Origin of the sequence: Coleofasciculus sp. A1-SPW-01 (assembly GCF_040217205.1) — a bacterium.
GTDB classification, from domain to species: domain Bacteria; phylum Cyanobacteriota; class Cyanobacteriia; order Cyanobacteriales; family Coleofasciculaceae; genus Coleofasciculus; species Coleofasciculus chthonoplastes_A.
In genome coordinates this window covers 12073-32761 of record NZ_JAVJNP010000014.1, presented here as the reverse complement: position 1 = coordinate 32761, position 20689 = coordinate 12073, and the positions used below count along the sequence as shown (strand labels likewise).

At 45.3% G+C, this 20689-nt stretch carries 18 protein-coding genes; 9 read left to right on the top strand and 9 right to left on the bottom strand.

The window, feature by feature from the left end; translation table 11 throughout:
- Positions 1–248: 248 nt before the first annotated feature.
- Positions 249–851 carry a DUF1517 domain-containing protein gene (locus tag RH949_RS02665; protein WP_446351832.1) on the bottom strand — a complete coding sequence of 201 codons (603 nt, stop codon included), beginning with the start codon at positions 849–851 and terminating at the stop codon, positions 249–251.
- A 126-nt stretch (positions 852–977) separates the two neighbouring features.
- On the opposite strand from RH949_RS02665, the gene RH949_RS02660 reads away from it, so the two are divergent.
- Entirely contained in the window at positions 978–1442 is a 465-nt protein-coding gene (locus tag RH949_RS02660; RefSeq protein ID WP_006104359.1) for an ABA4-like family protein, read from the top strand.
- A 264-nt stretch (positions 1443–1706) separates the two neighbouring features.
- Here the strand turns inward: RH949_RS02660 and RH949_RS02655 are convergent, their stop codons facing one another.
- Both RH949_RS02655 and RH949_RS02650 read right to left on the bottom strand, forming a co-directional pair.
- Entirely contained in the window at positions 1707–2642 is a 936-nt protein-coding gene (locus RH949_RS02655; RefSeq protein ID WP_446351831.1) for a DMT family transporter, read from the bottom strand.
- 157 nt (positions 2643–2799) lie between these two features.
- Positions 2800–4167: a glycosyltransferase family 4 protein gene (locus tag RH949_RS02650; protein WP_446351830.1), complete on the bottom strand. Its 1368-nt coding sequence runs from the start codon at positions 4165–4167 to the stop codon at positions 2800–2802.
- Positions 4168–4271: 104 nt separating this feature from the next.
- Between RH949_RS02650 and RH949_RS02645 the strand changes: the two genes are divergently transcribed.
- The 6 genes from RH949_RS02645 to RH949_RS02620 all read left to right on the top strand — a co-directional run bounded on the left by RH949_RS02645 (position 4272) and on the right by RH949_RS02620 (position 10431).
- Complete coding sequence (locus tag RH949_RS02645) at positions 4272–4907, top strand: class I SAM-dependent methyltransferase (protein WP_446351829.1); 636 nt, start codon at positions 4272–4274, stop codon at positions 4905–4907.
- Positions 4908–5115: 208 nt separating this feature from the next.
- Positions 5116–5829, top strand: a complete 714-nt coding sequence (locus tag RH949_RS02640; RefSeq protein WP_446351828.1) for a uracil-DNA glycosylase — start codon at positions 5116–5118, stop codon at positions 5827–5829.
- 493 nt (positions 5830–6322) lie between these two features.
- Positions 6323–6745, top strand: coding sequence for an ExbD/TolR family protein (locus tag RH949_RS02635; protein WP_006104491.1), 423 nt, complete (start codon positions 6323–6325; stop codon positions 6743–6745).
- Positions 6746–7289: 544 nt separating this feature from the next.
- Positions 7290–9671: a GAF domain-containing protein gene (locus RH949_RS02630; protein ID WP_446351827.1), complete on the top strand. Its 2382-nt coding sequence runs from the start codon at positions 7290–7292 to the stop codon at positions 9669–9671.
- A 285-nt stretch (positions 9672–9956) separates the two neighbouring features.
- Positions 9957–10157 (top strand): hypothetical protein, encoded by a 201-nt coding sequence (locus RH949_RS02625; protein ID WP_006104520.1) that lies wholly within the window; start codon positions 9957–9959, stop codon positions 10155–10157.
- A 73-nt stretch (positions 10158–10230) separates the two neighbouring features.
- Positions 10231–10431 (top strand): hypothetical protein, encoded by a 201-nt coding sequence (locus RH949_RS02620; RefSeq protein ID WP_006104456.1) that lies wholly within the window; start codon positions 10231–10233, stop codon positions 10429–10431.
- 208 nt (positions 10432–10639) lie between these two features.
- On the opposite strand, the gene RH949_RS02615 is transcribed toward RH949_RS02620, so the two are convergent.
- From RH949_RS02615 to speB, 5 genes are all read right to left on the bottom strand, one after another.
- Positions 10640–11764: a geranylgeranyl reductase family protein gene (locus tag RH949_RS02615; protein WP_006104398.1), complete on the bottom strand. Its 1125-nt coding sequence runs from the start codon at positions 11762–11764 to the stop codon at positions 10640–10642.
- Between the two features lie 224 nt (positions 11765–11988).
- Entirely contained in the window at positions 11989–12537 is a 549-nt protein-coding gene (frr, locus tag RH949_RS02610) for a ribosome recycling factor (RefSeq protein ID WP_044209939.1), read from the bottom strand.
- Positions 12524–13252, bottom strand: coding sequence for a UMP kinase (gene pyrH / locus RH949_RS02605; RefSeq protein ID WP_044209940.1), 729 nt, complete (start codon positions 13250–13252; stop codon positions 12524–12526). Before pyrH ends, frr begins: the two co-directional genes overlap by 14 nt.
- A gap of 229 nt (positions 13253–13481) precedes the next feature.
- Positions 13482–14036, bottom strand: a complete 555-nt coding sequence (locus RH949_RS02600; RefSeq protein ID WP_446351826.1) for a thioredoxin family protein — start codon at positions 14034–14036, stop codon at positions 13482–13484.
- Positions 14037–14135: 99 nt separating this feature from the next.
- A complete protein-coding gene (gene speB, locus RH949_RS02595; protein WP_044209944.1) occupies positions 14136–15044 on the bottom strand; it encodes an agmatinase in 909 nt (302 codons plus the stop codon).
- Positions 15045–15245: 201 nt separating this feature from the next.
- On the opposite strand from speB, the gene RH949_RS02590 reads away from it, so the two are divergent.
- Entirely contained in the window at positions 15246–16154 is a 909-nt protein-coding gene (locus RH949_RS02590; protein ID WP_446351825.1) for an alpha/beta fold hydrolase, read from the top strand.
- A gap of 386 nt (positions 16155–16540) precedes the next feature.
- Positions 16541–17569: a hypothetical protein gene (locus tag RH949_RS02585; RefSeq protein WP_006104470.1), complete on the top strand. Its 1029-nt coding sequence runs from the start codon at positions 16541–16543 to the stop codon at positions 17567–17569.
- Positions 17570–17797: 228 nt separating this feature from the next.
- Here the strand turns inward: RH949_RS02585 and priA are convergent, their stop codons facing one another.
- A complete protein-coding gene (priA, locus tag RH949_RS02580; protein ID WP_446351824.1) occupies positions 17798–20308 on the bottom strand; it encodes a primosomal protein N' in 2511 nt (836 codons plus the stop codon).
- Between the last annotated feature and the right edge of the window lie 381 nt (positions 20309–20689).

Below are 20689 nucleotides of genomic sequence, written 5' to 3'. Positions count from 1 at the left end.
CCGCCCTCTCCACCAATAACGGAACAACAAAACCCGCCCTCTCCACCAATAACGGAACAACAAAACCCGCCCTCTCCACCAATAACGGAACAACAAAACCCGCCCTCTCCACCAATAACGGAACAACAAAACCCGCCCTCTCCACCAATAACTGAAAAACAAAACCCGCCTTTATGTATAATCTAATCTCAACCGTTAGATTTAATTTTGTCCACCCACTTAAAAGAAACAGAAAACCGATTTCCGCCTTACATGGGAATCAGTTCGGGAAAATTCACCAATAGCTGTTCATCGGTTAATTCATCGCCAAATTGAGCCGGAGAAAAGTGAACTTGGATCGCTCGCAAGCGTCCCTGGTAATGAAGATTAATTAACGCTTTGAGACCCTCTTCTAGTGCCTCTATATCTGCCAAATTGGTTTCCAGTTCCGGCACTTCCCCCTCAAACGCAACAGTAATCATCACAATTAAATTACGAGTGACGGGCAAAGATAGCGCTTCATTCTCCGATGAACACCCATTGAAATCAGGCTCACTCAAATACCGTTGGGCAGAGTCAGTAAATAACTCACTCACAAAATCTCCCGCCTCCCCTTCATCCCAAAACACATCCCCTTCATTCGCCGCCGATTGCCAATAGGTATTGTACTGTAAGAGGTTCTGGCAAATATCCACCAGTCCTTCACCGAGAACGCCTAAGTCTCCGTCGGATTCAACCGCATCTCGCGCCGCCCGATTCAGCACTCCCAATAACGGTGCGACTTCTGTACCACTTAAATGAACAAACAACCGACAGACAACCAGTCGGGTTTTGCCACTTAGTTTATTGAAGTGATCGCGCCAAGAACTCATAGACTGCTCCTCTACCGACTCCACAGGAAATTACATGTAACATTTATCGATTAAGATGGTAACATGAACTGCCCACTGTTCCATTTTATAACGTATTATTTATGAAGCCTCTTTTGTTTTAACACTATGACACCGAGTCTACTCTTTACTATCGCGAATCTCTTCGTTTTACCCTTCTGGTTACTGATGATTCTGCTTCCTAACTGGGGGATTACCCGAAAAGTTATGGAATCCTATCTGCCGTTTGTCCCATTAGCGGGGTTGTACATCTACTTCTTTGCCAACAGCCTTACACCCGAATCTGCCCAAGCCTTATCCAATCCCCAGCTTGCTGATATTGCCCGCTTCTTTGGAGACGAAATCATCGCCGCCGCCGGATGGACTCACTTTTTAGTCTTGGATTTGTTTGTGGGACGGTGGATTTACTGGGAAGGGCAACGGACTGGGTTGTGGACTATTCATTCTCTGGTTCTCTGTTTATTTGCTGGACCCATTGGATTGTTGTCTCATATTTTGACAGTTTGGATTACCCAGAAATTATCGACGGGTTCGGAAACAGAATCGACGACTGCCTCAACGCCTAGTTCATAGATTAAGCAGTGGTACATCAATAAGATTAACTGTATTAAGTTTCATGAAAATTTCCAATCGGTGCGCTTTCAGCGATCGCTGACTTTTACAAAAGTTAATAAGCGTGCCGTTTACTTTTGTCCAACTACTTACTGATATGGCATTCTTTTTTAAATTCGTCTAATTTTTCCCTTCGTCTCCCTTTTCTGTCCCTGGTTCATCCTCCTAGCCCAGTCCAAGAATTAAGGCACGGACTAATTAAGTAATGTACTGGTTTTCTTGTCCTTAAGTTCCCCCATCTTCAACATAAGTTGCCCTAGCGCCAAAAACCGCGATCGCAACGCCTCCTAATAGAACGGCTGCACCCACTAATACAAAGCGTCCGGGGAGTTCCTGAAAAACAAGATACCCCAAAAAACTAGAGACAACTGGTTCCCATAAAATCGCTAGGGTAACCAAGATTGGAGACACCCAGCGCACTGCCCAGTTAAAGCTAGTATGCCCAACTAATTGAGGCAATACTGCCATTAGCAAAACATAAAGATAAACGGCACGCGGATAGCCAAGGTAGCCAACACCAAAGATTAAGGGTAGGGGCAATAAAACCAGTGCGCCAGTGCTATAGGCGATGGCTATATAACTACCAATTCCCAACCCACGCCGCTGTGCTTCTCGACCTAACAATAAATACAAACTGACGATTACAGCACCAATTAAGGCGAGACTATTTCCCAAGGCGGGATTAGAAGTCACGTTAACCGTTTGTTGATCCCCTAATGCAATGAGGACACCGCCGATAAAGGCAATACCAATTCCCAGTAGGGTTAACCGAGAAGGTTTTTCCTTAAACCATAGCCAAGATAGCAAAGCTACCCAGATTGGGTTAGTGGTGACTAGAGTCGTAGAAGCGGCAATTGACGTGAAGGATAGAGACGTAATCCAGGCAGCAAAATGTAGGGCAAGACAAATCCCAGCCCCCACAGCATAATGGAAGGCACCGGGACTAAGCTGATGCGATCGCAGGTTTCGCCAAGCGGGTACTATTAATAAAGATGCCAGGGTTAGGCGAGAAGCTGACAGAAACAGGCTAAATCCAACGCCACTCAAGTCAGCCGCCGTATTCGCTAAACGAATAAAAATGGCGGCACTGGAAACTGCCAAGACACCAGCGACTAACACCAGTCCCACCTGCCACGGTAACGGTTGCTTGGACGTTTTCACGATTTTACGCTCTCTATCCAGTAATATCTTCCTCTGCTAAATTAACCATTATAGTGGGGGTATTTTAGCCGCATCATATTTAATTTTTTTACGTTTTCCCACTAAATGTGGTTGCTGAATCGACACTGTAGACGAGTTTACTTCGTAAACATTAACATCAAACTGAACCTTGATTGGTTGATTTACTAGTAGCTATCGCAGTTTGATAGATAGAAATCATTTGAGTAATCTTGGCGTCCCAGTCAAAGTGTTGAATAACGCGCTGACGACCAGCTTTACCCATAGCACGGCGCAAGTCGGGTGATTTAGCCAAGGTTATCATTGCTTGGGCAAGCTCGTTAACAAATGTTTCTGGAGAGGTAGGGTTAATTAGTATTCCACAGGATTCATCAATATAATCAGCAGGTCCTCCCCAGTTAGTGGCAATTACTGGGATTTCTGTTGCCATTGCTTCTAGGACAACAGCACCACCGCATTCTCGCAAACTTGGCAGAACCAAAACATCTGACTCCTGTAATCGTTTGGCACACTCAGGCTGAGTCAACTTGCCGTAAAAGGAAACTGCATCTGTTAATCCTAAGCTTCTAACCTGTTGTTCTAAACAGTTTCTTTCCTTTCCACTGCCAACAATGTCTAAAAATGCTGGAGCCTGCTCTCTTACTTGCTGAAAGGCAAGTAACAACCACCTTACACCTTTCCAGTCTACTAAGCGACCAATAAAGATAAATTTGGTATAATTACGATTGCAGTTAGACTCACAATTAGGTTCCCACAGCGAAAGTTCTACACCGTTTTCTACCAACTCCATCACCATTCCTTGTATTTTGACAGGAAGGCAATTTTGGGTACGCTGATTGGCGACGATTAATATGTTCGCTTTTCGTTTACCGGGAAACCAAAAATTGAGTAAATCGGCAACAAAACGTCCTAAATTTATAGTATATTCAGCTTGTTTAGTTTGCATAAACTCAAATGAGGGAGGATAATTCATGCCACCATTCATTGGTCCAATAATTATAGGGACTCCTAAATTGAATAACAGGGATGGTTCTTTGGGAGAAACAGGATTAGGTTGATGAACAAGATTAATTTTATGATTTTGAATCAGGGTTTTCAAAAAATATTTAACTTGGTATTGAGTCACCATAAGTAAGATATAATTGAAGGAAAATTCATAAATTGCGCTTGGTACTATTCGTTTTAATATCCGAATTGATCTGTGTAAAAATGTATCCTCTATAAAATGTATAGTTTCCATTTCACCGGGAAATAATGACTGAAGTTCTTTTTTGTTTCTGCGATGAACCAATAACCAGGCTGGAATATTATACTTACGAAGTAAGCGAAAATAGTGGAGGGGTAGTGCGGCTTCACCACCCATCTTTAAAGAGGCGTTTTCGGAAACTATTGCAACTTTGATTTTTTCTGATGATTCTGATAATTGTGCCAAGCCCATAGCTCTATTATTTATTTTTTTAATAAGAAATGAACTATTGCATCTTACCACAAAAATGAAATAAGTCAAGTTTCTTCTACATAGGGGATTCATCTAACTTAGAGTAAAAAATGATACGATTTATCAAAAGTTTGGAAATAAACAGAGAGAAACAGGTCAAGGCTTTTCCAATTATGTCTATCACTACTCAATCCAATTGGTATGAAATTTATCGCAATAAGCAAAAGCTCTTTGATCGGTGGGCACCGAACTACGACCTGCTGTTTACCACAATTTTCTACCAAGCGGTTCACAAACGGTTGTTGGAGTACGTCGAACTCCCGGAAAATCCGAATGTGCTTGATCTCGGTTGCGGTACGGGTCGATTATTGCATCGCCTTGCCACCCAGTTCCCCACTCTCCAGGGTACAGGACTTGATTTATCCTCCCAAATGCTGCATCAAGCCCGACAGCGCAACCAGCATCGACCGCGACTTATTTTCAAACAGGGAAATGCTGAGTCTTTACCCTTTGCTGAGGGTCAATTTGATGCGGTGTTTAATACCATTAGTTTTCTGCATTATCCTCAACCTCAACAGGTATTCTCCGAGGTGAATCGAGTTCTGCGACAGGGGGGACGTTTTTATCTGGTTGACTACATCGGGCGAAAAAAAACAGTGTCCCTTTCTATTCCCTTATTTTCTAATAACCTTCGCTTCTATAGTCGAGAGCAACGCGAACAATTTGGTACAGTAGCCGAGATGGAATGCTTGGGGCATCATTTTCTTTTAGGACCTGTGATGCTAACGATTTATGAACGTATTGGTTGAGGAGGGTGAATACGGAACGTCGTCGCACATCCCCAGATGCTGGTGGAAGTTGAGGTGGACGCGGTTTGCCTAGCGTAGGAAGAATGGCTTGATTCTCATTTGCCCCGATTAAATGACAATCCACTCTCTGATTGGTTGCATAAGTCAGGGATTCAGCACAGGATATGAGAAAATTCAACAAGCAGTCGGATTGTCCGAGCGTAAACTTATGTCCCACGAGTCCTCAGAACAACTCAGTCTCTTTAACCAGTCAGGGCTGACATCTTCTACCCCCAGTGACTTCCAACCGGAGTTAATTCCGACGGATGCCAAGGTTCCGATTCCTCCTGGCACTTATGACTCCATGGAGTCTTTGGCAGATCATTGTAATGGTTGTCAACGCTGTGAATTAGCCGCCACTCGCACTCATGCTGTAGTGGGGCGGGGTAATGTTCATGCTCCGATTATGATCATTGGGGAAGCCCCCGGACAAAATGAAGACGAGCAAGGTTTACCGTTTGTCGGGAGAGCCGGACAATTGCTGGAGAAGATTCTCGCCGCTGTCAAACTGGATAGTGAACGGGATGTCTATATCTGTAACGTTAATAAATGCCGCCCTCCTGGTAATCGAGCACCGACTCCTGACGAAGTTGCAGCTTGTAAACCCTATTTACTCGAACAAATTCGCTTAGTTGATCCCAAAATTATTCTGCTCACAGGCGCAACGGCGGTTAAGGGGTTAACGGGTGAAAAGCGCGGCATTACTAAGATTCGTGGCACTTGGATGGAATGGGAAGGACGACTGTGTATGCCAATCTTCCATCCTGCCTACCTATTGCGGAATCCGTCACGAGAGCAGGGTAAGCCAAAGTGGTTTATGTGGCAAGACATCCAGGCAGTGCGTGCCAAATTAAATGAACTGCAATCCGAAAATGCTGTTTAGGCAACCCCAGTAAACGGTCAATTGTCGGGACTCTCTTTAGCCGTTTAATTGTGGTAAGGGAGCGGCGTAAAAATAAAGTACCAGTGAGGAAAGCTGAATTCATGAACTCAGCCAAGTCTCCTTGGTACATGATTAAGTCGCAAGTCCCTAAGCTGTTCGGCATTTAAACCTTATACCAAGTTGCAGTCTAAGGTAAAATCTGTCATGCTGAGCAGAACGCAGTGAAACGGAGTGACGCGAAGCATCTGTCCAGATTCTTCGCTTCGCTCAGAATGACATGATAAAACGCAACTTGGTATTAATGTCAATAATGGCGAAATTGTTGTAGTGCGTTTAGCGAAGCCATGCCGCAGGCTTTGCATCTTGCTCGCTACTAATACTCAATTTAAATGCATGACAGCACCTCTTAGCAAAACTCGCCCTTCGTCATACAAAATAGATTTGTTTAATTTTTATTCCATTTTTGTTTTGTGAGAGTCTCGCCTAGAATTTCATGCACTTTAGAAATAAGCAAAAGAACTCACCAATCCCTGAAGTTAATCTGATTCCTTTAATGGATGTGATGATGTCAGTGCTAACATTTTTTATTATCACATCAATGAGCTATACAGGTCAGCGCTTAGGGGATATTAATTTGCCTGGTTTACCGGGTACTGGAACCGCTAGTGGTGAGTCAAATACTAGAAACACTCTGGTTATTGGCTTAAATCGCCAAGGCGAGATTTTAGTGGATAATCAAGTGATTACCGTTAACCAGGTGTCTGAAACAATCCAGTCATACCTAGAACAAAATCAAAATGCTACAGTTGTTTTAAAGGCAGACCGAGACTTACCTTATGAAGATGTACAAAAACTGTTAAAAGAAATGACAATAATTGGTGGCGATCGCGTCTCTCTTGCTATTGAACGTCGTTAAAATAATTGGTTTTTCTAGAGTGGTTATGATAAATGGCTCTTCGGGTCTTCCGGACTTAGTGGGCTAAACTATCAGCTTTAATGAACCAGGAAGCTTGCCACACAAGGACTGCCGCTTTTCACCGTCTCAAAACTCTCTTGAAATCCGGGTAAAATTGGTTAAAGCTATTGCTGTCCCATATTCCGGCAAATCAAACTAACAATTTAGCACACTAACTACGGAAGACCCCAAAAAATCAAGCTGATCAAAAGAAGGGGTTATGGATTAAATAATTTTGACAATTTTAGAAGGAGGGTTCTGCTTAATTGGCATTTTTGCTAGTAATTTATCATAGTTAGTCTGAAAGAGCCTAGATTATTTTGCCGGGAAACCGTAGGGGCGCACCGACGTGCGCCCGATTTAATCGTCATATCTATTCCATTTTGGTGGGTTACGGCGGATATCAAAATTTAATGGTTATTGACTTAATTAAATACCGCCTAACCCACCCTACGATGGGGTTTCGTTGGGGTTTAGTTTAAGCGTGACTCATGACAAGTGGTTTATGAGAAAATTCTTGCAAATTTTTAAGACTATATTTCGCTTCACTTGTCAAGTTTTAAATTCTGTGATCAAATGGAAAGACGGCTTGTGGTTTCATCACCCTTTTACCCTGATGTGGCAGAAAAACCGACACTCCATTCCCGACAATTCCCCGGAGATTAACCCGCCTGCGATGTCTAACTCTAATTCTCATTCTCAACCCGTAACGGATGAATCAACATTTAGCGATCGCATAACGATGACAAATCAGGCGAATTCGGGAAATCATGATTGGTTGGCGCGTTTTCAGCACCATAGCAAACTGTTGATGGCGTGGGTTGAGCCGGGGAACTTCGCTCTGTATTATGCCAATCATGCCTTTTGCCGCTTAACCGGGATTGATGCTCCCACGGGGAACTTACAACACCAGGGTATTCACCTATTTGATTTATTTATAAACGTTGATGCTAAAACCCTCGAACAGTTATATCGGCGTCATTTACTGGCGCTAATATTACGAGATGTATATAAAATTAATCATAGCCAATGGCGCTTTTTAGATGAACCTGTTATCGCGACTCTCAATAATTCTCCCGATTCTGACCCCCATTGTGTGCAATTTTGGCTGCGTTCTCAACATTTAACAGTTGAACGGATTAATCCAGACATTAACGAATTTTCAGATATCGATTTCTGTCAACAACCGATTCGGCAAATTATCCTTAATCCCATCTGGGAACAGCGTTTAAACCTGGAGAATTATCGGGTTAGGGGTCAGCTTTTGTGGGAAGGATTAGATGTTACCCACCAAGAAACAATTCGACAACTGATTAGCCTACTAATTGAACGCGACTCCCTCTTGCGTTCCGAGAAGTTTCGCCTGTTCGATCAAAAAATGCGATCGCTGTTTCGCGCTGATCAGATTCTGCTGTTGCGGGTAAAGCGCCAAGAAGTGAAACTGTTTACCAGTGAAAATGATCAACTGATTCAAACCCAAGTCTATACCTGGGATTCTCTACAAGGTTCCCATTTCCAAGCCGCCGCCCAAGCGAATCAAGTTTGGATTGTCGCCAATTTAGAGAGTCATTGTCAAACGGAATGTGAGCAAGCCTTATTCAACCAAGGTACTCGTTCCCTCTTGCTGATTCCTCTATCGGTTTCGGCGGCTGAAGCCGAAACCCCCAGCCAAAATTTAATGGGAATGGTTGGGTTAACCAGTGATCAGGCGGATAATTTCGATTCCCTGGATATCAACCATGCTTGTGCCTTAATCCCCGCCTTAACCGCCGCCCTGCGTCAAGCGGCTCAAAATCAATTTAATCATATCCATCCTGCTGTAGAATGGCGGTTTCTGGAAGAAGCGGAACGTCGCAGTTGGGGACTTCCCCCGGAACCGATTGTGTTTACCGATGTCCATCCCATGTATGGGATTTCCGATATTCGGGGTTCGTCGAATGAACGAAATCGGGCAATCCAAGCCGATTTACTCAACCAGTTTAATTTGGCAATGGCGATAGTGGATGCGGCGAATCAATCCCAACCGTTGCCTTTGTTGCAACAATTACGCCTAGATTTGTCAGCTTATATTGAACGGTTAGACAAGGGAGTGACGGTGGATGAAGAAGTGACAGCGATTAAGTACCTAAAGAATCATCTGGAAATTTATTTTGAATATTTCCAAGACTGTGGCGACGCAGCGGTTGACGCGGTAAACGCCTACAAACAAGAGTGCGACAATCCTCATGAATGTATTTATACCGCACGCGATCGCTATGATCGGATGATTTATGAGATTAACGAACAACTACGCCAAACCTGGGAACGGTGGCAAGTGCGGATGCAGCAGATTATCCCCCACTATTGTGATCACGAACTCACGGATGGCATTGATCACATGATCTATGTGGGGGCTTCGATTAACTCGCAGTTTACTGTATTCCATCTCCACTGTTTGCGCTACGAACAGCTACGGGCTATCTGTGACTGTGCGAGGACGTGTTTTGAAATGCGCGATCGCGTTGACACACCCTTACAAGTTACTCATCTAGTATTAGTTCAAGAAACCACGGTGGATATTTTTCACGACGAACAAACGGAAAAAATCTTCGATTTACGCAGTAGCACCCGTGACACCCGCTACGAAATCGTTAAAAAACGGATTGATAAAGCCCTCGACGCTACCACCCAAACTCGCATCACCCAACCGGGGATGCTGACGATTGTCTATTCCAGCCAAACGGAGTGGACAGAATATCAACAATACTTACGCTTCCTCGCCCGTGAAGGTTGGGTTGATTCCCATATCGAATCCAGCACGGTGGAAAAATTGCAAGGAATCACAGGACTCAAATTTGCCCGTGTCCGCATTCTGCCTGAATCTGAGCCATCTTCTTCAGAGGAGTAGACAGTGTAGAGACGTGCCATGGCACGTCTAGGAAGCTGGGAGCAGCGAAACATTTTTCCCCATCCTCGCACCCTTTGCTGTGATCTAGCTTAACTTGTCTTCGTGATCAGACAACTTGTCTGTTTCAGGCGGTTATGTTTCAAATCCATAACATTAAGATTTGTAAATAAAGCTATTCTGTAGTGAATGTTACAGAATTTTCTTGTTATAGTTATTTTGTAAGGAAAAATTCAGTGAAATATCACTAAAGCTGAAATATCACTAAAGCAATCGGAGGATACACAAATGTCTACTCAAGAACAAGCCAGAGCATTAATGATGCGTCATCACCACGCCGCCAAGAATAGACAACAATCCATGCTCAATCGGACAGCTAATGAAGTCGGTTTCGATGTTGATAACGTCAACTATTGGGATTTAATTCAAGGCAAACCCCATTCTGGTTTCCGTACCAGTTACGGGCGCAGCCGTGCTTCTCTAAGCTAAACAATCTTTTAAAGTTTTCAGAGATAAGGAAAAACTCAATCAAATCTCACTAAAGCAATCGGAGGATCTACATATGTCTACTCAAGAACAAGCCAGAGCATTAATGATGCGTCATCACCACGCCGTCAAGAACAGACAACAATCGATGCTCAATCGAGCAGCTAATGAAGTCGGTTTAGATGTTGATAACATCAACCACTGGGATTCAATTCAAGGCAAACCCAATTCTGGTTTCCGGATTAGCTACGATCGCAGTCGCGCTTCTCTAAGCTAACGCTTCACTTCCTAAGATATGCAGCCTCTCAAGATAGAGATTTGCATAACTTAGCCGGACTTTTCTCATAAAACTTTTTCGAGGTGACGAAATCTCACGGATCACTTGACCGTGAGATTTTTGGTGCTGGTGGGTTTCGACTTCGCTCAACCCACCCTACCACGGTATATTTCCACAAATGACGAATGACAAATGACAAATGACAACCCTACCGTGAGAAGAATCCGCCACTCAAACGTTTAATTGCCAAACCTGCCACCTCTGAATACTTCAATTCCCCGCATAAAATTTGCAGCATAATCAGAGTCGCTGAAGGTCTCTTTACGCCTACCTTATAGCCGATTTTTGGAAAACCATAGAAGGCTCCAGCTAAACGTTTCGCCCAAACCATCTCGTTACCCCATTCATCCTGAATCACCTGGGTATACTGGGTTAGGGCGTTGGTTTGACCGCCTAAAGCCGCATCAATTGCCTCTGCTGCTTTGACACCACTAAAGATAGAGGGACGAATACCTTCAGCCGTAAACGGATCAGCCAAACAAGCGGCATCCCCAACTAATAGCGCGTTTTGCCCGTGTAACTTTTGGTTCCCATCCCAAAGGCACATGGGATGACTGTAAACTTGACAGAGTTTCGGATCAACCCCAAGTTGCTGAATATACTTGGTTCCTATCTTTTGTAAATCCTGCTTGTCATTCCCCTTAAACGTCCCCACACTGACCGAATAGCTATCGGTTTTGGGAAAATTCCAGATGTAGCCATTTTTCACTTGCCCAAAGTCAAAATGGATTGTTGGATCACTGCTGGTTGGGGCGGGATTAGGGGCTTCTATCGTCACCGCCATCCGCTGGGGACGAGCTTTAAAGCCTAACCATTTTGCCATAGGACCATTAGCACCATCCGCCGCAATCAGGTAACGGGCTGCCAGGGGTTCATTGGTTGTGTTAACCTGCCAGCGATCGCCTTTAAATTCAATACCTGTGACAGTGGTTTGGTCTTGCAGTTGAGCGCCTTGCTCTTTTGCCTGTTCGACCAAAAACTGGTCAAAAACATCTCGCTGTACCATCCAGACGGGTTTTTGTTTTTTGAGACTGACCTCCACCGGATCATCCATTTGCCAGGTGTAGCGAACTCGGCTTACATTGAGTGCGATCGCAGGTGCAAGATCAAAATCAAACCACTGTTGCACGCTTGGGGACACACCACCACTACAGGGCTTGTATCGGGGTAAAGAATCTTTTTCTAGAATCAGTACCGATCTCCCTCGCTTGGCGAGGTGGTAGGCGGCGGTTCCCCCTGCAGAACCTGCCCCAACGATAATGCAGTCAAACATTAGGCTTTATGGATTGAGAAACTCATGAGTGCGGTTAGGAGGTATGACTGTAATAGTTTAAGTTTGAACCCCTGACATAGTTTACCAAGAAACTGAGTCATTGGTCATTCGTCATTTGTCCTTTCCTTCCCTATCTCCCTCATCTTCCCCATCAGACTGCGGAAGCGGGCAAGATGCCCGCACTACTGCTGCAACTTTACTCCAATCGGATGTTGCCCTAATCTTTAAACTGTGGTAATGTCCTTCTCTTTAGCAACTAACAAGTCATCAATTTTAGCTGTGTACTTGTCCGTCAATTGCTGAATCTGGTCTTGCAGATCACGGGACTCATCTTCAGAAATTTCGCTATTTTTCTCCTGTTTACGAACTGAGTCAACAGCATCACGGCGGATATTGCGGATAGAAACTTTCCCTTCCTCAGCTAACTTACCCGCCATCTTCACAAATTCTTGGCGGCGTTCACTCGTTAAGGGAGGAATATTCAGTCGCACGACTTGACCGTCATTATTGGGGGTTAAGCCAATATCCGATAAAGAAATCGATTTTTCAATCAGAGTCAGCGTACTCTTGTCATAGGGTTGAATCGTAATCGTGGTAGCATCTGGCGTATTAATGCTTGCCAGAGACTTCAGGGGGGTGGGACTACCATAGTATTCCACCATTACTCGATCCAACAGACTGGCATTCGCCCGACCGGTACGAATGGTATTGAAACCCCGTTGCGTTGCTTCAACGGCTTTCTTCATTTGGCTTTCAGCGTCAGCTAACTTCACAAAAACCTCCCACAATTGTTCCGACAGATTCTCCTTGAACAGCACGGCGGATATTACCCCGCCCTGTCAAATCAAATACCATAATTGGGATATTATTTTCCTTACATAAAGCGATCGCGGTACTATCCATCACCCGCAAATCTTGAGCGAGGACGTAGTTATAGGACAGCGTATGATAACGGCGAGCCTGGGGATTTAGTTGAGGATCACAATCATAAATCCCATCGACTTTCGTGGCTTTAAAGATCACCTCCGCATCAATTTCGGCGGCTCGTAAAGCTGCCGTCGTGTCCGTGGTGAAAAAGGGATTCCCCGAACCTGCGCCAAAAATGACCACTCGCCCTTTTTCTAGGTGACGAATGGCACGGCGACGGATATAGGGTTCTGCCACTTCTTGCATCGCGATCGCGGTTTGCACACGGGTAGGTATTCCCATTTGCTCTAAAGCATCTTGTAGAGTCATGGCATTCATGACTGTGGCGATCATACCAATATAATCACCCGTTGCCCGATCCATTCCGCCAGCAGCCGCTTTCAAACCGCGAAAAATGTTGCCACCACCGACAACGATTGCCATTTGGATGCCACTTGCCACGACTTCGGCGATTTCAGCAGCGATGTCCTGAACGACTCCTGGATCAATGCCGTAGCTCAGTTTGCCCATCAAGGCTTCACCGCTCACTTTTAGTAAAACCCGTCGGTATTTCATCCCCATGCTACGACTCTTTCTTTCTTGACTATTGCCTTGCCCATACGATAACAGTCTACCGATTATTCTGACAGAGTGCTGTGACTGTGACGAAGTTTGATTGTTGTTAACACCCGTAGTGCTAAAATACAAATTCTTATGGTATTCACGAGTTCCAGTTAACTATTACTGGTGTCAGGTGGCTTCAAATACTGATTCTCCCCAGCTCCTCCGTTGCTCTGGCTCTCTCTGCTCACTAACGACGCCATACTAGGGGACTACCCAAGGTGGGAGTGGATTGGGGTGAGATAGTTTTCCCAGCCAGTAAAGCCGCGATCGCATTCTTGACGTAAGCTTCGTTTACAGCTTCGGGATGTTGGCTATTATCGTCAATTTTACCCCTGTAACGCAAGACTCCCTGTCCATCAATCACAAAGGCTTCTGGGGTTTTTGAAGCGCCAAATCCTTGTGCCACGTCCTGAGTTGGGTCCCACAGGTAAGGAAAATTCAACCCTCTACTACTCGCAAACTGCTGCATCTGACTAAAACTATCTTCGGGAGATTGGTTAGCATCGTTGGAGTTAATGCCAATCAGGATAAATCCCTGTTCCCGAAATCGGGTTTGCAGTTGTTTGAGTCTGTCTACATAAGCGGCAGAGTCAGGACAGTTATTACTCAAGAAAATTACCACCACTCCTCGCCACTTTTCTAGATACCGGGATAGGTGGTGAACATCCTTATCAGTGCCTAAAAGCTCAAAATCGGGAGCATAACTGCCAATGGGTGTGCCGTGTTTTTCCTTCAGACTCATATCGTGTTAAGGTGTGTGTTTGACAATGTGTTCGTTTTTTCCTTTTTCCCGTTCCCCTTTGCCGATCCTCCTGGATCAGGCAGTGAATTTCAGCCATCGCTACCACCTTTGTGCCAGAGTTTGATAGCCGATGAGTTTGTAAACCAGTTTAGCGGCTGTAAATTGGGAGACCACTGAATCAACCACGGGAGCCAACTCCATTACATCGCAACCGATGACCTGATGGGTTTCAAACAATCGTCGCAAAAAGGTTAGGAGTGCATACCAATGCAGCCCACCCGGTTCGGGAGTGCCAACCCCTGGCATTGAAGCCGGATCAATGCCATCTAAGTCAATGGTAATAAATACTCGCTCTGTTGGGATAGTCGCGATCGCTTCCTCTATCCAGTGGGGATTTTGGGCAATGTGTCGCGCCCAAATTACGGGGATGGATTTTTGTTTAATTAAGTCCGCTTCTTCTTGACAAAGACTGCGAATGGCGACGGGTAATGTCGGTAGTCCCATGTCCACAATTCGACGCATCACACAGGCGTGGTTATAAATTGAGCCTTCGTATTCGTGGCGTAAATCTCCGTGGGCGTCTATTTGCACTACGGTGAAGGGTTCGTGACTCTTTTGACGGTAGGCGTCTACAAGTCCCGTGGTAATGCTATGTTCACCCCCAATCGCAATCACAAATTTACCATCATCGATCAGCCCAGATACGGTGTCGCGAGTATCTGTCAGCATGGTTTGGGCAGAAATCTGTTGTCCGCCTCTGGTATCTGCGATCGCACCATGGGTATAAATCCTAGCGTCTTTACAAATCTCCCGTTCCAACTCATCATCGTAGTATTCAAGCTGGATTGACGCCTCCAAGAGCGCATCGGGTCCATTTTCTGTGCCTTTACGATAGGTTGTGGTTGCCTCGTAGGGAATCGGCAAAATAACCACTCGTGACGCTTTGTAGGATGCCTGAATTTCCGATCCCAGGAAAGGGATAACAGCAGCAGACGTTTGCACCAACATAGGGGACGCACCAAAGAATTTCTTAAGGTTAATTTTGACACAAGACGAGTTTTGAGTGTAGAGACCTACCATGGCGCGTCTCTAGAACGTCAGTCTAGTCATAAGGGTTAGTGCTGGAGAAGAAGTAGAGATATTCCGCCAGAACGTCTGAGTTAATTTATTACAAAATATAAACAGTAAACCTGTACTCTTGGAATCCTCATGACCTTTCCCTCCTCCACCCTACCCAAACGCCCTGAACGCGACACTCACATCTGGACATGGCGGGGTTTTCCCATTGCCTATCAAGTCCACGGCAATTCTGGACCAGCGGTAGTGATGGTGCATGGCTTTGGCGCATCTTGTGGACATTGGCGTAAGAATTTACCTGTATTAGCAGAATCCTGTCGATGCTATGCCATTGACTTAATTGGCTTTGGTGCTTCTGCCAAACCGATGCCGGGACTTGACGTGGAGTATACCTTTGAAACCTGGGGACAACAAGTCCTTGATTTTTGCCGGGAAGTCGTAGAGACTCCAGCGTTTTTGGTGGGGAATTCAATTGGCTGTGTTGTAGCGATGCAAGCGGCTGTGGATTGTCCAGATAGGGTATTGGGCGTTACCCTGATCAACTGTTCCCTGCGGATGCTGCACGATCGCAAACGAGTGACGTTACCTTGGCATCGTCGCATCGGCGCACCCATGGTACAACAGTTACTGGGAGTTAAGTGGGTGGGACAACTCTTTTTTCGTCAACTGGCGAAGCCACAGGTGGTGCGTAAAATTTTATTGCAAGCGTATCGCAAATCCGAGGCAGTGACTGATGAATTAATCGACTTGCTAATGAAACCGGCAGCTGATGTGGGTGCGGCTGATGTTTTTATCGCATTTACCCGCTATTCCGCAGGACCTCTAGCCGAAGACTTATTACCTCAGTTACAGTGTCCCACACTGATTTTGTGGGGAACTGATGATCCTTGGGAACCCATCGCGGAAGCAAAAGAATGGGTCAATTATCCCGCTGTGGAACAATTTGTCCCCTTAGACGGTTTAGGTCATTGTCCCCAAGATGAAGCCCCTGAGGTTGTTAATCCCATTTTGCAGGATTGGATTTTACAGCATTCGGTTTAGTTTCGTCATTTGTCATTTGTCATTTGTCATACTCAAGGGAGTGAGAAGCAAGCTACGTCATTTGTTGCCCTAGTTCCCCCATCTCTCTCATTCACTGTTCCCTGTTCCCTCGCCTCACCACAAGACTTATTCAGCAATCCCTGAAAAAATGACTATTGAGAATTTTTTCAAAAAAGACTATCCTTTGACTGGTGAGTAGATAATTAGAGAGTTGGAAAGCAAGGAACAAGCAGCTATTGGTGAGCCAGCGTGCTAGAACACCGATTTAGTCATCCGACTTAATTAAAAATTGTCACATTAGCTACCAAACAGCCTTTTTTTACTGTTGACTTTATTGCTACCGCCATTTTACGGACTGCATTGACGTTCTAAACAAGGGGTGTGTCATGAGTACAAAGGATAAGCGAGGTAATTCTCAACCGTCGCAGACAGCGAAGATCGCGACGGCAAGAAAGCTATCCAAACTCTGGGCAAAAAAGTATGTCCAACAACACAGTACATCAGACAAAACGTGGCAGTCGAATTCTCCAGGATTACGAGCCGTTATAGCGCAGCGGTTGCTTGATTCCTTGCGATCGGTAACGATTCAAGCTTGGGCAAAAACCGAAGCATTACTCTGTCAACAAATCAAGCGACAAGGTATTAACTATCGCTTAATTGATCCTTGGCAAATTACGAAAGATACTTACTCAATCTATGAAAAAGTATTGCTCGCTTATGCCGATCAAGTCATCCCCGAACGTTTATGTTTATTTTTAGCATCAGATTTAGGTCGCATTCGACACAATTATACAGCAATTGATCCCAGAGTGATTGCGTTTGTGAGTATGCAGTTTCACTATAGTGGTCAGTTACTACTGAAATCACTGTCACCTCAAGAACAAGCTACAGTGAGTGTTTATTTCCAGGTGATTGATGATTGTCTGTATATGCCCTTACAACGACTATACAAAACTGCCGCCAACTATGATCATCAATCATTAGCTTTGGTTTCTCTACGGCAAATTTTACCGGATCAAGCATTAATTGCTCAAGAAATTGCCACCCGAATTAGCGATTTACATCCACACTATCACTGTTATAGTGGTAGCTTAGTGAACCCTACGGTGAAATCTGCCAGTATTCGGGATGTGGAAATGTTCCAGATTTACCTGTGGCTTTGTGTTTTGGAAAGGAGTATTGCGCCCATCCAACAGGAATTGTTTCCCTTGTGTGTCATGCTCTACCCGACTCTAAATGTAGGGTGGGAATTAGTTCGGCAAATGATTCATCTGTTAGGATTGGAATTTGGTAAACGTTTGTCTCAGCAGCAAATTTCGCTTGTTTTACCCTATTTCAAAGTATTGTGGGAAATGTTTTCGCCTGAAGTATTTCCCGAATCTTTGCCCGTTGCAGCGTTGGAAAATTCGGCGTAGTTGTCATTTCATTTAAATTCCTCTGCGTACCTGGAGTGCCAACTTCTGCCTTTTGCTATAAGGCAGAAGGTAGAAAATTTCTTACTGCTAAATGGTGTTAGATCATTACCGATATCTGATGTCGGGCGACCCGATAAAATTAATCGGTGGGTAGTTTTAGCGGTGTGCGGCGGGTCGCCCCTACAATAGGGCTTGCTGAATTAAGAATGACAAAGGACGAATGACCCCCTACATCATATTCAGCGGATCAACATCAATCGTCAAACTCACATCTGGCGGACAAATCCGCTGCAAAGCCGCCACATCGGGTAATCCTACCGCTACATCTGGCGGAAATTTGAGCAAAATCTGCCACCGATAACGACGGGCGATTCGCATAATCCCCGCAGGCGCCGGTCCTAATATCTCATACCCGGAACTCACCTGACTTAACCATTCCGCTAACCTCTCCGCCGCCTGCTCAACCACCATCTCTTCCAACCCACTTAACCGCAATAAAATCAGATGCCCATAAGGAGGATAATTCAACGATTCCCGTTGTGCTAATTCCGCCTCGGTAAACACCTCATACCCATGGGTTTTCACCGCCTGAATCACCGGATGTTGAGGTGAATAAGTTTGGACAATCACCTGACCCGGTTCATCTCCCCGACCCGCCCGACCTGCGACTTGGGTTAAGGTTTGAAATGCTCGTTCGGCTGCCCGATAATCAGATAAGTGTAATAATCCATCGGCGGCGACAACGCCGACTAAGGTGACTCCTGCTAAGTCTAATCCCTTGGTTAACATTTGCGTCCCGATTAATAAGTCCGCTTCCCCATTGGCAAACTGAGTTAACAGGGTTCGATGCGCCCCCTTGTTACGGGTGGTATCACTATCAAAGCGAATTACCCGTAAATCAGGAAACGCCTTAGCCAACTCCTGTTCCACCCGTTGTGTGCCACTACCAAAAAACTTGAGGTAAGGTGAACCACATTCGGGACAATTATTAGGATGGGCGGTTGTGTAGTTGCAATAGTGACAACGTAAGAGTTGATTTGCCCCCTCATAAGCATAGTGATAGGACAGGGACACATCACAGTCCGGACATTCAATCACATAGCCGCAACTGCGACAGGAGACAAACGTACTATGTCCACGACGGGGAATAAATAAAATCCCTTGTCGCTGCTTTTGTTTCAACTGATGTAACTTATCTTGGAGAGAACGGCTGAAAATAGAACGATTCCCCTGCTTTAACTCCTGTCTCATATCCACAATTTCCACAGGAGGTAAGGGGCGGGATTGGATGCGTTCAGGTAATGAAAGGTAATAGGTTTTACAGGGGGCGTCTGTGTTGAGATTGGCTTGTTGACCGTTGACAGCAACCCAGGTTTCTAGAGACGGGGTAGCTGAACCCAAAACCAGAGGACAATTTTCCAATTCCGCCCGCCATTGGGCAACGGTACGGGCATGATAGGTGGGAGAAAGACTGTCTTGCTTGAAACTGGAGTCGTGTTCTTCATCTAATATAATTAGACCCAATTTGGGTAACGGCACAAAAACAGCCGATCGCGTACCAATGACGACCTGGGGTTCTCCACTTAATACTTGTCGCCAGGTATCATAACGTTCCCCATGGGATAACCCACTGTGATACACATTCACCTTTTTGCCAAAGCGGGCGCGAAATCGGTCGGTGAGTTGAGGCGTCAGCCCAATCTCTGGAACTAACACCAGGGCAGATTTTCCCGCCCTTAACAACGGCGCGATCGCTTGTAGATAAACCTCGGTTTTCCCGGAACCCGTTACCCCATGCAATAGCACTTGGTTATACTCATCCAAACTTTGAATCGTTTTCAATGCATAGGTTTGCGTATCTGTCAATACTTTAGGGCGATCATCTGCCACATTCGGCTGATCCAAGGTTCTGAGAATTTCCCGGTATTCAACGACGACATACCCTTTTTCTGCCAGCTTGTTAACAATAGAAGACGTAGCATGACAGACTTGCAATAACTCATTCAGCCACATATCCCCACCCCGACGCCGCAGTACATCTAATACTTCCCGTTGTCGTTCGGTGATATCAGATTCAAAGCCATCCGCGACGAGAGTGACAGCTTTCTTCAGCTTCGGGCGAGACGGTTGGGGCGGTTTCAAATAACTTTCTACCCAGCCGCGTTTAAGTAAATCTTTTACCCCGCGACGCGCCCCTTTCACCTGGCGTTGTAGATAGGCGACGCTGTAATCTCCTTCCGGTTGGGCGTCTAGGAGTGCTAAAATCTGACGCGCCGTTCGACCGACAAACGTATCTGCACCATCAGGAAGCGCCTCACGATGCAGACGAACTCGCCGTTGCGATCGCATCAACAATCCCGGTGGTAATGCCCCCCGAACTACGGATATCAGGGGTGTGCAGTAATACTGCGCCACTTGTTCCAATACCTGCCAATAGGATGTCCCAAAAAACCCAGTACAGACAACATCCTCCACCTCCCGGATTTTCGCCAATGGCACATCAGCAGGGGGAGAAGCCAGTAACCGAATTGCGATCGCCCCCACCTGTCGGTTATTCAATGGCACCGTTAAAATATCTCCCGGTTTAACCGACAAATCCGCCGGGATGCGGTACGTCAACAGTCCCTCGAGTCCCGGACAATCCACCAGCGTCTCCACCCAGCAATTCTGATGATCACCACCGGATTGATAGGTTGCTTTCGGTTCTGCCACAATTAAACTTGTCGGGGAATCAGACACAACGATAACCTCTCAATTTTTCTCACAGCGACTGGGGGAACATCGATTCAATAACCCCAGTTAGCAGTTCTCATATAAAGACGTGCTATGGCGCGTCTCTACAGAGTCATCAAGTAATTCATCTGAATCATTAACTTCAAAGATAAATGCTAACGTCAATCATTGATAAAACTTATCTTTTTATCGGAGCCACTATCTTAGTATGGATGAGTCAAATCCAGAAATCCTCCCTAAACGGGACACCAGTAGAACTTGGCGGTTTCATCGGTAATCACCTAGCCAAATTTTAGAGAACGTATATTCTATAGCAAAAGGCAGAAAGCAGGGACACGGCAATGCCCATTGGTGTCAACTTAACCAGAAGAAGCCCAGATTTCTTTT